The organism is Streptomyces sp. NPDC002788 (genome assembly GCF_053592115.1).
On sequence record NZ_JBSFVB010000002.1, the window covers coordinates 410,495 to 424,533 of the forward strand.

The window sequence follows — 14,039 nt, forward strand, 5'->3', positions numbered from 1 at the left end:
TTTTTGTCCCGTATGTGCGCCGGGTCCCGCATACTGATACGACCCCACGCGCCGGGGAGGGGCTCGGGTAGCATGCTGCGCATCATGCGTTTCGGGCTGCTTCTCCTTAGCTGCCGCGGCGAGGGCCTGTAGTCGAGGCCGACTCCCTCCCCGCGGAGCTTGGTGCTGCGTCGTCGGCCGTCCTTCCGGACACCCCCTGAGGAGCCCCCGCATCATGGCGAACCGCCAGCAGCCCAGTTCCATGCCGATCCACAAGTACGACCGCTACGAGCAGGTCGACATCCCGGACCGCACCTGGCCGGACAAGCGCGTCACCACCGCTCCCCGCTGGCTCTCCACCGACCTGCGCGACGGCAATCAGGCCCTGATCGACCCCATGTCGCCCGCCCGCAAGCGCGCCATGTTCGACCTGCTGGTCAAGATGGGCTACAAGGAGATCGAGGTCGGCTTCCCGGCGTCGGGCCAGACGGACTTCGACTTCGTACGGTCGATCATCGAGGAGCCGGGGGCCATCCCCGACGACGTCACCATCTCCGTCCTGACCCAGGCACGCGAGGACCTGATCGAGCGCACGGTGGAGTCCCTGAAGGGCGCCAAGCGCGCCACCGTCCACCTGTACAACGCCACCGCCCCGGTCTTCCGCCGGGTCGTCTTCCGCGGCTCCAGGGACGACATCAAGCAGATCGCCGTCGACGGCACCCGCCTGGTCATGGAGTACGCGGAGAAGCTGCTGGGCCCCGAGACCGAGTTCGGCTACCAGTACAGCCCCGAGATCTTCACCGACACCGAGCTGGACTTCGCGCTGGAGGTCTGCGAGGCGGTCATGGACGTCTGGCAGCCCGGCCCGGGCCGCGAGATCATCCTCAACCTGCCCGCCACCGTCGAGCGCTCGACCCCGTCGACCCACGCCGACCGCTTCGAGTGGATGGGCCGCAACCTCTCCCGCCGCGAGCACGTCTGCCTGTCGATCCACCCGCACAACGACCGCGGCACGGCCGTCGCCGCCGCCGAACTGGCGCTGATGGCGGGCGCCGACCGCGTCGAGGGCTGCCTGTTCGGCCAGGGCGAGCGCACCGGCAACGTCGACCTGGTCACCCTGGGCATGAATCTCTTCTCCCAGGGCGTCGACCCGCAGATCGACTTCTCCGACATCGACGAGATCCGTCGCACGTGGGAGTACTGCAACCAGATGGAGGTCCACCCGCGCCACCCGTACGTGGGCGACCTGGTCTACACGTCCTTCTCCGGCTCCCACCAGGACGCCATCAAGAAGGGCTTCGACGCGATGGAGGCCGACGCGGCCGCCAAAGGCGTCGCCGTCGACGACATCGAGTGGGCCGTCCCCTACCTGCCGATCGACCCCAAGGACGTCGGCCGCTCCTACGAGGCGGTCATCCGGGTCAACTCGCAGTCCGGCAAGGGAGGCATCGCCTACGTCCTGAAGAACGACCACAAGCTGGACCTGCCGCGCCGGATGCAGATCGAGTTCTCGAAGATCATCCAGGCGAAGACCGACGCCGAGGGCGGCGAGGTCACGCCGAAGGACATCTGGGCCGTCTTCCAGGACGAGTACCTGCCCAACCCGGAGAACCCGTGGGGCCGCATCCAGGTCAAGAACAACCAGTCGACGACCGACACCGACGGCGTGGACACGCTGAAGGTGGAGGCCACGGTCGACGGCCTGGACACCGTCCTGACCGGCTCCGGCAACGGTCCGATCTCGGCCTTCTTCAACGCACTGCAGTCCGTCGGCATCGACGTACGCCTGCTGGACTACCAGGAGCACACGATGAGTGAGGGCGCCTCCGCGCAGGCCGCCTCCTACATCGAATGCGCGATCGGCGACAAGATCCTGTGGGGGATCGGAATCGACGCGAACACCACGCGGGCCTCGCTGAAGGCGGTCGTCTCGGCCGTCAACCGCGCGACGCGCTGATCAGCCGTAACGGGGAGTTTGAGGGCTCCGCCCGCCGTGGTCAGGCGGGCGGAGCCCCGTCGCATACCGGCCAATTGCTGTGGAGGTCACGGAAAGGTCTCCTCCGGGGTACTGACTCCTCCTCCTGGATGTGGCTAACATCACGCAAGCGCGGCGACGTTGCCGTGCGGCATGACGGAGGTGCGACGTGCTGCCAGGACGGGGACGAAACGGCCATGCCGCCAGGCTTTCTCGCGTCCTGGGCACCCGCACCGCGTGGACGGCCGCCGGTGACGGGGAGTTCTTCTGCCCCGGCTGCGGCGGCGACCGCAACTACCAGCGGCTGACCGGACAGCGCCGCTTCACCCTGCTCGGCGTGCCCGTGCTGCCGCGCGGCGAGACCGGCCCGGTCGTGGAGTGCGCCGCCTGCCGCCGCCACTTCGGCACAGACGTCCTCGACCACCCGACCACCACCCGCTTCTCCGCGATGCTCCGCGACGCCGTGCACACCGTCGCCCTCGCGGTGCTCGCCGCCGGCGGCGCCGGATCCCGTACGGCACTGGAGTCGGCCGTGCTCGCCGTGCGCGCGGCCGGCTTCGACGACTGCACACAGGGGCAGTTGGCCGCCCTCGTCGAGGCCCTGGAGGCGGACACCGGCCGCATCACCGGCGAACCCTGCGGCACGGGGCTGGCCATAGAGCTCCACGAGGCCCTGGACCCGCTCGCCCCGCACCTCGCCACCGTCGGCCGCGAATCGATCCTGCTCCAGGGCGCCCGCATCGCCCTGGCGGACGGGCCGTACACACCGGCCGAGCGGGACGCCCTCGCGACGGTGGGGGCGGCCCTCACCATCTGCTCCGACGACGTGACCCGGCTGCTGGCGGCGGCTGCGCGGACGCCGTCCTAGGGCAAGGGCGGCGGCCGCGCGTACGCCGCCTTGCGGCCGGGCGGCTCGCGGTACTCCCCAGGGAGTAACCGGCGCTGCGCACCGCCTCCGGCAGTACGCCTCAACTCGCCCTCACGACCGACGAATCGGCTCGCCCCTGCCGGGAGTCTGGAGACCGTTCCAGACACCCGGACCGGAGGGAGATCGGCAGATGGGGGACGCAAGGACAGTCGCAGGGCGGCGGCGGGCCGTGCCCTGGGTGGTGGTCGGGCTGTGGGTGGCCGCGCTCGTGCTGCTCGGGCCGTTCGCCGGGAAGTTCGCCGACATCCAGCAGAACCGCGCGGTCGACTACCTGCCCGACAGCGCCGACTCGACGCAGGTGGCGCGGATCCAGGACGAGCTGCCCGGCGGGGAGGCCACCGACCTGGTGCTCGTCTACCACCGGGACGGCGGCCTCACCGACGCCGACCGGCGCACGGCCGCCGAGCAGGTCACCGAGGTGCGCGGCGCCCACGACCTGGCGGGTGAACCGCGGGGCGTCCCGTCGAAGGACGGCTCCACCCTGATGTACCCGGTCTCCAGCACCCAGCCCGGTCAGGACGAGGAGGCGCGGGACGCCTTCGTCGACGGGGTACGGGACATCGCCGAGGGCGGCGGGGGGCTCAGCGTCGAGGTCGGCGGGCCGGGGGCGCTGAACACCGACATGAACAAGGTGTTCGGAACCCTCGACGCCACGCTGCTGTTCGCCACCCTCGGCGTCGTCACCGTGCTGCTCGTCCTCATCTACCGCAGCCCCTTCCTGTGGCTGGTCCCGCTCGCCGTCGCCGGAGTCGCCACCGCCATGGCGATGGCCGCCGGGTACGGACTGCACGAACTGTTCGACGTCACCGTCACGGGCCAGAGCGGCGGCGTGATGACCGTGCTGGTCCTCGGTGCCGGTACCGACTACGCACTGCTGCTCGTCTCCCGCTACCGCGAGGAACTGCGGCGCCACGAGCGGCCGTACGACGCCATGCGCACCGCCCTGCGCGGTTGCGGGCCGGCCGTCCTCGCCTCCTCGGGGACCGTCGCGGCCGGGCTGCTGTGCCTGCTCGCCGCCGACCTCAACAGCAGCAGCGGCATGGGACCGGTCGGCGTGGTCGGCGTGCTCGCCGCACTGGTCGCCATGACGACCCTGCTGCCGGCCGTGCTGGTGCTGCTCGGACGGCGGGTCTTCTGGCCGCTGATCCCCGCGTTCGGCAGCGAGCCCAAGGCACGCCGGTCACTGTTCGCCGCGATGGGCACGTCGGCGACGCGCCGGCCCGTCACCGTGCTCGTCGGCGGGGCCGCCCTGCTCGGGGCCCTCGCGCTCGGCACGCTCAATCTGTCCGGCAGCATCAAGCAGGAGGACTCCTTCACGGAGCGGCCCGAGTCCATCACCGCCATGCAGACGCTGGCCCGCGAGTATCCCGAGCGCAGCAGCCGGCCCGTGACCGTCATCGCCTCCGACGAGCGGGCGGAGACGGTGCTGGGCCGGGCCCGTACGACCGAGGGCGTCGCCGAGGTGGTTCCCGGCCGGAGCGGCTCGGGGTGGACGGAGATCGCCGTCTTCACGAACGCCGCGCCCGAGACGCCCGCCGAGACCCGGACCATCGAGGCGCTGCGGGCCGGGCTCGATCCCGAGGGCGCGTACGTCGGAGGGCCCAGTGCCCAGCAGATCGACCTGGCCGGCAGTGAGGCGCGGGACCGGAAGGTGATCGTGCCGCTGGTGCTGGCCGCCGTGTTCGTCATCCTCGTCGGGCTGTTGCGGAGTCTTGTGGCGCCGTTGCTGCTGCTCGCGGCGGTCGTCGCGGTGTGGGGTGCGGCGCTCGGCATCGGAGGGCTGGTGTTCGAGCCGGTGTTCGGGTTCGGTGGGAGCGATCCCGGTCTCGGGTTGCTGTCCTTCGTCTTCCTGGTGGCCCTCGGCGTCGACTACGGGATCTTCCTGATGCACCGGATGCGGGAGGAGTCCGTGCGGGGGGCCGAGCCGGAGACCGCCGCGCTCATCGCGTTGCGGACGACCGGCGGGGTGATCGCCTCAGCGGGGGTCGTGCTGGCGGCGACGTTCGCGGTGCTGACGACGCTGCCCATGGTCGGGCTGGTCGAGCTCGGCTTCGTCATCGCGGTGGGGGTGTTGCTCGATACGTTCCTGGTGCGTACGTACCTGGTGACCACGGCGAGCGTGCTGCTGAAGGGGCGGGTCTGGTGGCCGGGCGAACTCTCGCGCGTGCCGCGGCGGCCGGCTCCGCCGGCGGAGCGGAAGCCCGTGTCCGCGAACGCCCCCTGACCGACCGACGGCGTCCCTCCTCTCCCGGAGGGGCGCCTTCCGCGCCGAGGATGATGCCCGTGCAGGCACCCACCACACCGACCGCGACCTGGTCGCGTCCCGCCGAGCGGGTCATGGCCGCGATCAACCGCGATCCCCTGACCGCCCCCCATGCCCTGCGCAACGACACCCTGCTCGCCGTCGTCGTCGCCGCGTTCGCGGTCGCCCTCGCGCTGCTCGTCGACGACGGCCGCAGGCCCGACGCGCTCGGCTGGGTCCTGCTGCTCGTCTCCCACGTGCCGCTGGTGTGGCGCCGCCGCCGTCCGGTGCTCGTCCTGGTCGCCGTGGTGGCCTGCGTCTTCCCGTACCACTTCCTCGACTACCCGCACACCGCGGCCACCCAGGCCGCGTACGTCGCCCTCTACACCGTCGCCGTCACCGGCCGGGTGCTGCGCACCGTCCTGGTCGGCATCGGCGTCATCACCTTGGCGGTGGGCGTGATGCTCACCATCAGCGTTCACGAGGCGCTGGGGCTGCTGAAGGCGTCCGGCTGGGTCGTCGCCGTGCTGTTCCTCGGCGTCGACGTGCGCTTCTACCGCCAGTACGTCGCCTCGATCGTGGAGCGGGCCGAGCGGGCGGAACGCACCCGGGAGGAGGAGGCCCGGCGGCGGGTCGCCGAGGAGCGGCTGCGGATCGCCCGGGACCTGCACGACCTGCTCGCCCACAGCATCACCCTCATCGGTGTGCAGACCTCCGTCGCCGCCCACGTACTGTCGGCCGATCCCGAGCGGCTGGACCGGGAGACCGTCGCCAAGGCCCTCGACGACATCGCCGAGACCTGCCGCAGCGCCCGCGGCGAACTCCGTACGGCGCTGGAGGTGCTGCGCGAGCACGACTCACCGGACGCCCGGGGCCCGCTGCCCGGCCTCGACGGCCTGCCCGACCTGGTGGAGGCCGCGCGGCTCGCCGGTGCCCGGGTCGAGCAGAGCGTACGGATACGGCAGGCACCGCCCGCCGTCGGCGCCGCCGCCTACCGCATCGTGCAGGAGGCCCTGACCAACGCCGTACGGCACGCGGGGCCCGAACCGGCCGTCCGCGTGGAGCTGGAGGAGCGGCAGGGCGCCCTGCACCTGACGGTCAGCGACGACGGCACCGGACCGGCCCCGGGCGGCACCCCGGGATTCGGGCTTGTCGGGATGCGCGAGCGGGCCCGCAGCGTGGGTGGCACACTCGACGCCGGACCGCGCGGCGGGGGCGGATTCGAGGTGACCGCGGTCCTGCCGCTGACCACGACGGGGGAGAGGACCGGATGACCATACGGGTGCTGCTCGCGGACGACCAGACCCTGGTGCGGGAGGCGTTCGCGATGCTCGTGGAGTCGGCCCGGGACATGGAGGTCGTCGGCCGGGCCGCCACGGGCCGGCAGGCCGTGGAACTGGCCCGCAGCGAGCGCGCCGACCTCGTGGTGATGGACATCCGCATGCCCGACCTGGACGGCATCGAGGCGACCCGGCTCATCGCCGCCGACGAAGACCTCGCGGGCGTACGCGTGCTCGTGCTCACCACGTACGACACCGACGAGAACATCGTCGACGCACTGCGGGCCGGTGCCTCCGGGTTCCTGGTCAAGGACACCAGGCCGGCCGAACTCCTCGACGCCATCCGCACGGTCGCGGCCGGTGAGTCCCTGCTGTCGCCCGGGCCCACGGCACGGCTGATCGAGCGGTTCCTGCGCAACCCCTCGGCACCGGGGGCCGGCGGGCCGGAGTGCTTGTCCGAGCGCGAGAGGGAGGTGCTCACGCTGGTCGCTCGCGGTCTCAACAACGCCGAGATCGGGGACACGCTGGGCCTCAGCCCGCTGACCGCCAAGACCCACGTCAGCCGGATCATGGGCAAGCTGTCGGCGCGGGACAGGGCACAGCTGGTCATCGTGGCGTACGAGTCGGGGATGGTGACACCGGGGAGCATCTGACGGACAGGCCCGGTCCGACGCTCCGTCAGGAGAACCGTTCTCCGGCGCGTGCCTCCCCACCCCCCGGGGCACGGCGATCTGGAGCAGCACGGACGGTGGCGCCACCTTCACCAAGGCGCTGACGCTCTCCCCGCGGCCCGCCCCCTGCCCCGACCTCGTACCCCTCGGCCGGAAGACGGTCGGGATCCTCTACGAGACCGGGGCCCGGGGGCGTACGAGACGACCGAGTTCCGCAGGATTCCGGCCCAGGGACTCTAGAGCAGCCCGGCCGCGGCCAGGTACTTCCCGACCCGCTCCACCTCGTCCGGCGACAACGGCACCTGCGGCTCCGCCGTGACCGGGCAGTCGATCACACCCCGCAGGTGCAGCGCGGCCTTGAAGGCGCCGATCGCCGAGGAGCCGGGACCCATGCGGGCGGGGTGTCCGACGGTCACCAGGCCGAACAGGGCGCACAGGCGCTCCTGTTCGGCACGGGCGCCCTCCCGGTCCCCGGTACGGCACAGGCGGTCCAGACGGACGTAGCCGTGCGGGTCGACGTTGCCGAGGCCGGGGACCGTGCCGTCCGCGCCGATCGCGAGGGCCGCGTCGACGATGAGCTCGGAGCCGGTCAGCACACTGAAACCGGAGATCCCCTGGTGGTCCCGGACACCGGTGACGACCTGGCGGAAGGCGGCCAGGTCGCCGCTGGAGTCCTTCAGGCCGGCGACGACGCCGTCGGCGGCCAGCTCCAGGACGACCTCGCCGGGCAGCTTCGTGTGGACGGCGACCGGGATGTCGTAGGCGATGACCGGCACCGGGCTCGCCGCCGCGACCGCACGGTAGTGGCGGGCGATCTCCGCCGGGTGGGTACGGGCGTAGAACGGGGCTGTGACGACGACTGCCTCCGCGCCCGCCGCCGTCACCGAGGCGACGTGGTCGAGGACCCGGGGCGTCGTCATGTCGATCGCCCCGGCCAGCACCGGGAGCTGCCCGCCCACGTGAGCGGTGACCGCCTCGACCACCTGCCTGCGCTGCACGTCCGTCAGGTACGCCGCCTCCGAGGTGGAGCCGAGCACGAACAGCCCGTGCACCCCGCCGGCCACCAGATGGCCGACGAGCCTGAGCAGCGAGGGGACGTCCACCTCGCGGTCCGGTGTCAGGGGCGTGCAGACGGGCGGGATGACACCGGTCAGCGGGAGAGGAGAAGGCGCGAAGCGCGGCCTTGAAAGGGTGGTGGTGGGTGACGGGTGGGCCGTCATGGAGCCTCCATCGTGCCGCTCTGGCGGACGAGGTCGCGGGTCGACTCGTCCTCCTGGACAGGATGGTGGCAGCGGAAGCGGTGTGCGGGGGCCGACGCGGCGGAGAAGCCCGGCATCTCGTCCGCGCACGCCGCGTCGGCCTTCCAGCAGCGGGTGCGGAAGGGGCAGCCGCTCGGCGGGCGAGTCGCCGAGGGGACCGGGCCGGCCAGCGGGATCGGGTCGATGGGGTACAGCAGACCGGGCGTGGCGGAGAACAGGGCGCGGGTGTACGGGTGCCGGGCCCGGTCGGTGACCAGGTGGGCCGGGGACTCCTCCACGATCCGGCCCAGGTACATGGTGATCACCCGGTCGCTCATCCGCCGTACCGTCTGGATGTCGTGCGAGACGAACACCAGGGCCAGGCCCAGGCGTTCCTTGAGGTCCAGCAGGAGATTGAGGATCTGGGCCCGGACCGACACGTCCAGGGCGCTCGTCGGCTCGTCCGCCACGACCAGGTCCGGGTCCAGCGCCAGCGCCCGGGCGATCGCGACGCGCTGCCGCTGTCCGCCCGACAGCTGTCCGGGCAGGGCGTCGGCGAGGGCCCGGGGGAGACCGACGAGGGACATCAACTCCCGGACTCTTTCCTCGCGTCGGGCGCTGGTGCCCCACTCGTGCACGTCCAGCGGGTCCCGCAGGATCTGCCGGACGGACAGGCGGCGGTTCAGGGCCGTCGACGGGTCCTGGAAGATCATGCCGATGCTGCCGCCGACGGATCTGCGGCGCTCGGCGGCCGGCATCGCCCACAGGTCCCGGCCCCGGAACGACACCGTCCCGCGGGCCGGCCGCTCCACCCCCACCAGCACCTTCGCCAACGTCGACTTCCCGCAGCCCGACTCGCCGACCACGCCGATGGTCTCGCCGGGCGCGATGGCCAGGTCGGCGCCGGTCAGGGCGTACACGCGGTCGCGGGTGAACAGGCCACCGCTGCGGGCCTTGTGGACGACGTGCGCGTCGGACAGCTCCACCAGGGCGGGACCGGACGGCTTCACCGGGGCGGGGTCCGGCTGTGCGTTCATGACACCGCCTCGGTCTCGGTGGTCGCCGGCTCCACGGCCGGGTGATGACAGGCCGCCGTGTGCGCCGACGTTCCGGCCAGGACGGGGGCCGTCGTCCGGCAGATCCCGCTCGCCCGTGGGCAGCGGTCGGCGAACCGGCAGCCGGCGGGGAAGTCGGCCGGGGACGGTACGACGCCCTTGATCTGCGTCATCCGCTCCTGCGCCGACTCCAGCGACAGCACGCTGCCCAGCAGGCCGCGCGTGTAGTGGTGGGCCGGTGCCTCCACCAGGTCGGCGGTGACGCCTGTTTCCACGATCTGCCCGCCGTACATCACCACCACCCGGTCGGTGACGTCCGCGACCAGTGCCAGGTCGTGCGAGACGAGGATCAGCGCGAAACCCAGCTCCTCGCGCAGCCGCAGCAGCAGCTCCATGACCTGGGCCTGCACGGTGACGTCCAGGGCGGTCGTCGGCTCGTCGGCGACGATCAGCTTCGGCTCGCGGGACAGGGCCATCGCGATCAGGACGCGCTGGCGCTGCCCGCCGGACAGTTCGTGCGGGTAGCTGCGCAGGGTGCGCTCGGGGTCGAGGCCGACCATCGTCAGCAACTCTGCCGGGCTGCGCCGTCCGCCGCGCCGGACGACCTGCTTGAGCTGGGCACGGATCGACATCGCCGGGTTCAGGGAGGAGAGCGCGTCCTGGTAGATCATCGCCATCTCGTGACCGAGCAGCCTGCGCCGTACGCGCATCGGTTCGGCGAGCAGGTCCCGCTGGTGGAAACGGACCTGCCCCCTGACGCGCGCCTCCTTCGGCTGGAGGCCCATGATCGCGAGCGCGGTCAGTGACTTGCCGCAGCCCGACTCGCCGACCAGCCCGAGCACCTCCCCGGGACGCACCTCGAAGCTGATGCCGTCCACGATGTCCACGCCGCCGTGCCGACGGTCGAAGCCGATGGCGAGGTTCTCCACCGCCAGTACGGGCTGCCCGTCCCGGGGCAGTTGCCGGGCCCGGGCCCGCAGCCGCCGCGCCGCCTCGGTCAGACCGGGCAGTGGCACGACGTCCTCGCTGCCGGGCTCCGGCCCCTCCAGCCGGTCGCCCTCGGGTACGTCCACCTCCCGGGCCGACGGTGCAGCCCACGCGTCGGACACGCCCTCGGACAGGATGTTCAGCGACAGCACGGTCACCAGCATCAGCAGCCCGGGGAACACGGTCGCCCACCAGCCGCCCGTCAGCACCATGTTCTTGCCGTCCGCGATGACACTGCCCCAGGACGGGTCCGGCGGCCGGACGCCCGCGCCGATGAAGGACAGCGACGCCTCGAAGACGATCGCCTCGGCGACCTGGACCGTGCAGAACACCAGCACCGGCGCGGCACAGTTGACCGCCACGTGCTTCAGGACGATGTGCGGGGTCCGGGCGCCGATCACCCGTTCCGCGGTCACGTAGTCCTCGCCGTACTGGTCGAGGACGTTCGCCCGGACGACCCGTGCCACCGGCGGCGTGAACAGGAACGCGATCGCGCAGATCAGCACCGTGATGCCACCGCCGAACACCGCCACCAGCACGGCGGCCAGCGCGATGCCCGGGAACGCCATCACCACGTCCAGGCAGCGCATCAGCGTCTCGTCGACCGCCTTGCGGGAGGTCGCCGCGATCGCCCCGAGCAGCGCGCCGGCCACCAGGGCGAGCCCGGTCGCGCCCAGCCCGATCGCCAGCGACCAGCGCGCCCCGTACATCAGCCGGCTGAGGATGTCCCGGCCGAGGCTGTCCTGGCCCATCCAGTGCCCGGCGGAGGGATGCCCGGTGCCGTCGACCGGCGGCTGCTGGTCGAGCGGGTCGTGCGGGGCGACGAGCGGCGCGAGCAGCGCCAGCAGGACGACGACCGCGAGGAAGCAGACGGCGGCCTTCGACAGCAGGGGCAGCCGGCGCAGGCCGCGCAGCCGGATGCCGGGCCGGGACAGCGCATCGGTGAGGCTCTTGCGGGTCATCACGTGGTCGCATCCCTCAGTCGCGGGTTGACCAGCAGGTACAGGACGTCGATGACGAGGTTCACGACGACGAACCCGGCCGCCGTGGTCAGCACCACGCCCTGGACGACGGCCGGGTCGCCGTTCTTCACGGCGTCGATCATCAGCTTGCCCATGCCGGGCAGCGAGAAGATCGTCTCGATGACGACCGCGCCGCCCAGCAGATAGCCGACGCGCAGGCCCAGCACGGTGAGCGGGTTGATGAGGGCGTTCCGCAGCACGTTCCGCCCGACCACCACCCGGGGTGGCAGCCCGCTCCCGATCGCCGTGCGTACGTAGTCCCTGTCCAACTCCTCCACCACGGCCGTCCGCACGATCCGGGTCAGCTGCGCCGCCACCGGAAGGGAGAGGGCGAGCGCGGGGAGCGTCATCGTCTTCAGCCAGCCGGTGACGGAGTCGGCCGGGTTGATGTAGCCGCCGGTCGGGAACCAGCCCAGGTCGACCGCCAGGTACTGGATCATCAGCAGCGCCAGCCAGAAGCCGGGCGCGGCGACACCGGTCAGCGACACGACCCGGATGATCTGGTCGGGCAGCCGGTCCCGGTAGATCGCCGCGGTCACCCCGCCCACCAGGGACAGCACGACCGCGATGCCCAGCCCCAGGAAGGTCAGCTGGAGGGTGAGCGGCAGGGCGGTGGTGATCTGGTCGATCACCGGGGCGCGGGTCAGCGCGCTGGTGCCCATGTCGCCGTGCAGCAGGTCGGCGACGAAGCCGGCGTAGCGCACGGGCAGCGGGTCGAGCAGGCCGTGTTCCTCACGGAAGTCGCGCAGTTGCCGAGGTGTCGGGTTGGCGCCCTGGAAGAACGCGGACGCCGGGTCGACGTCCGAGAACCGCATCACCAGGAACACGAACAGCACGATGCCGAGCATCAGCGGCACGAGCAGGGCGACACGGCGGAGCAGGATACGGACGACGGCGATCACGTGACGGCAACCCCCTGTCGGCTAGGCCCACTTGGCCTGAAGGAGGTTGATGCCGGGGTACGGCTGTGCCCTTATCCCGCTGAGCCGCTTCGGATCCCAGGCCGTCATCAGCTCGTTGTGGACGACCGGGTAGAGCACGGCCTGTTCGGCGACGACGTCGATGTAGTCCTGGACCATCGCCTTCTTCTTCTCGGGGTCGGGCTCCCGGGTGGCCCGGTCCATGTCCTTGAAGAGCTGCTTGGCGACCGGGTCGGAGGCCCACCGCGTGTACTGCATCCACAGGTTCTCGGGCCCGTAGTTGTAGTGCATGATCAGGTCTGCGTCGAGGCCGAACTGGTTGGGGTTCGAGGCGGCCGCCACGACCTGGTAGTCCTGCTTCTGGTCCATCTTCGTGAAGACCGCGGTGGTCTCCTGCGGGGACAGGGTCGTCTTCACCCCGATCGCGTCCCAGGACGCCTTGATGGTCGGCAGGCAGTCGACGATCCAGCTGACGTTCACCGCGAGGATCTCGACGCTCAGCCCCTTGACCCCGGCCTCCTTCAGGAGCGCCTTCGCCTTGTCGGGGTCGTGGTCGTAGACCGTCTTCGCCCGGCGGTAGGAGGGGTTGCTCTCGTCGAGGAAGGAGCTGGACGGCTTGCCGTGGCCCCTGAGCGCGACCTCGACCATCTTCTCGGTGTCGATGGCGTAGTGCAGGGCCTGGCGCACCCGCACGTCGTCGAAGGGCTTGTGCTCGGTGTTGAACATCAGGAACAGGTTGTTCATGCCGGCCCCGCCGGCGACCGTCAGCCCGCTGCCCTCCAGTTGGCCGATGTTGGCGTACGGGATGTTGTCCGCGATCTGCGCGCCCGCGCTCGCCCCGGAGATCTTCGCGACGCGCGGGGCCGCGTCCACGATCGTCAGCCAGTTCATCTTCCGGAAGGCCGGCTTGCGCGGGCCGTTGTAGCCGTCGAACGCCTCGAAGGTCGTGTTCGACTTCGGGTGGTGGGCGGTCTGCCGGTAGGGCCCCGAGCCGATCGCCTTGCCCTTGATGGCCTCGTCCCAGGCGCCCGGCCGCGAGAACACGTGCTTCGGCATGATCTTGGCGAGCGTCAGCCGCGAAAGCCCGTCCGGGAACGGGAACTTCAGCACCAGCTCCACGTTCCGCGCGTCGATCTTCCGCACCTCCTTCAGCCAGCTCGCGAAGAAGCCCTTGGCGAGGGTCTGGGTGTCCGGGTCGAGGATCCGCTCGAAGACGAAGACGACATCGTCGGCGGTCACGGGCCTGCCGTCGTGGAACTTCGCACCCGCCCGCAGCGAAAACGTCCAGGACGTGCTGTTCGCGTCCTTCGGCACCTCGGTCGCCAGGGCGGCGTACGGCTCCCGCGAGATCGGGTCCGTGTCCAGCAGTCCCTCGTAGATGTGGTTGTTGGCGGCCATGCAGAACGCGGACGCCGTCTGGGTGGGGTCCCAGCTGCCGTCGTTGCCGTAGCCGATCACCGCCGTCAGCGTCCGGTTCGCCCCGCCGCCGCCGTCACCGGTGTCATTGGTGGACTGCGGCCCGGACGAACAGGCCGACAGCGACGCGGAGACGGCGGCGGCCGCACCCAGCGCTCCGGTGTACTTCAGGAACGACCGGCGGCGCAGCGCCGGCACGTCAGGGTTCACGTCGCGCACGGGTCCTCCAGCGAGAGGTCTGGGGGGAGGGGGACGAGCTGGGGAGATACGACGTTCTACGTCCTGCCAGGCGCGACCATAGGAGGGGCCGTGAGGCCGGTCAAGGG

10 protein-coding genes are annotated in these 14,039 nt (G+C 71.5%); 5 read left to right on the forward strand and 5 right to left on the reverse strand.

The window, feature by feature from the left end; genetic code table 11:
* Positions 1-214: 214 nt before the first annotated feature.
* The 5 genes from leuA to ACWD1U_RS05130 all read left to right on the forward strand — a co-directional run bounded on the left by leuA (position 215) and on the right by ACWD1U_RS05130 (position 7,057).
* Entirely contained in the window at positions 215-1,936 is a 1,722-nt protein-coding gene (gene leuA, locus ACWD1U_RS05110) for a 2-isopropylmalate synthase (protein WP_451104527.1), read from the forward strand.
* A 187-nt stretch (positions 1,937-2,123) separates the two neighbouring features.
* Positions 2,124-2,822, forward strand: a complete 699-nt coding sequence (locus ACWD1U_RS05115) for a TerB family tellurite resistance protein (RefSeq protein WP_451104529.1) — start codon at positions 2,124-2,126, stop codon at positions 2,820-2,822.
* A 190-nt stretch (positions 2,823-3,012) separates the two neighbouring features.
* Complete coding sequence (locus tag ACWD1U_RS05120; RefSeq protein ID WP_451104531.1) at positions 3,013-5,106, forward strand: MMPL family transporter; 2,094 nt, start codon at positions 3,013-3,015, stop codon at positions 5,104-5,106.
* A gap of 50 nt (positions 5,107-5,156) precedes the next feature.
* Positions 5,157-6,398 (forward strand): sensor histidine kinase, encoded by a 1,242-nt coding sequence (locus tag ACWD1U_RS05125; protein ID WP_451104533.1) that lies wholly within the window; start codon positions 5,157-5,159, stop codon positions 6,396-6,398.
* Positions 6,395-7,057: a response regulator gene (locus tag ACWD1U_RS05130; protein WP_451104535.1), complete on the forward strand. Its 663-nt coding sequence runs from the start codon at positions 6,395-6,397 to the stop codon at positions 7,055-7,057. The genes ACWD1U_RS05125 and ACWD1U_RS05130 overlap by 4 nt, the downstream gene beginning before the upstream one ends.
* A 254-nt stretch (positions 7,058-7,311) precedes the next feature.
* On the opposite strand, the gene ACWD1U_RS05135 is transcribed toward ACWD1U_RS05130, so the two are convergent.
* Genes ACWD1U_RS05135 through ACWD1U_RS05155 form a run of 5 tightly spaced genes read right to left on the reverse strand, consistent with a single transcriptional unit; the run spans position 7,312 to position 13,932 of the window.
* The gene (locus ACWD1U_RS05135) at positions 7,312-8,295 is read right to left on the reverse strand and encodes a dihydrodipicolinate synthase family protein (RefSeq protein ID WP_451104537.1); all 984 of its coding nucleotides are present in this window, start codon (positions 8,293-8,295) and stop codon (positions 7,312-7,314) included.
* Positions 8,292-9,350, reverse strand: coding sequence for an oligopeptide/dipeptide ABC transporter ATP-binding protein (locus ACWD1U_RS05140; RefSeq protein ID WP_451104539.1), 1,059 nt, complete (start codon positions 9,348-9,350; stop codon positions 8,292-8,294). Before ACWD1U_RS05140 ends, ACWD1U_RS05135 begins: the two co-directional genes overlap by 4 nt.
* Complete coding sequence (locus tag ACWD1U_RS05145; RefSeq protein WP_451104541.1) at positions 9,347-11,317, reverse strand: dipeptide/oligopeptide/nickel ABC transporter permease/ATP-binding protein; 1,971 nt, start codon at positions 11,315-11,317, stop codon at positions 9,347-9,349. Before ACWD1U_RS05145 ends, ACWD1U_RS05140 begins: the two co-directional genes overlap by 4 nt.
* Positions 11,317-12,279, reverse strand: a complete 963-nt coding sequence (locus ACWD1U_RS05150; protein ID WP_451104543.1) for an ABC transporter permease — start codon at positions 12,277-12,279, stop codon at positions 11,317-11,319. The genes ACWD1U_RS05145 and ACWD1U_RS05150 overlap by 1 nt, the downstream gene beginning before the upstream one ends.
* A 21-nt stretch (positions 12,280-12,300) precedes the next feature.
* Positions 12,301-13,932 (reverse strand): ABC transporter substrate-binding protein, encoded by a 1,632-nt coding sequence (locus tag ACWD1U_RS05155; RefSeq protein WP_451104545.1) that lies wholly within the window; start codon positions 13,930-13,932, stop codon positions 12,301-12,303.
* Positions 13,933-14,039: the final 107 nt, after the last annotated feature.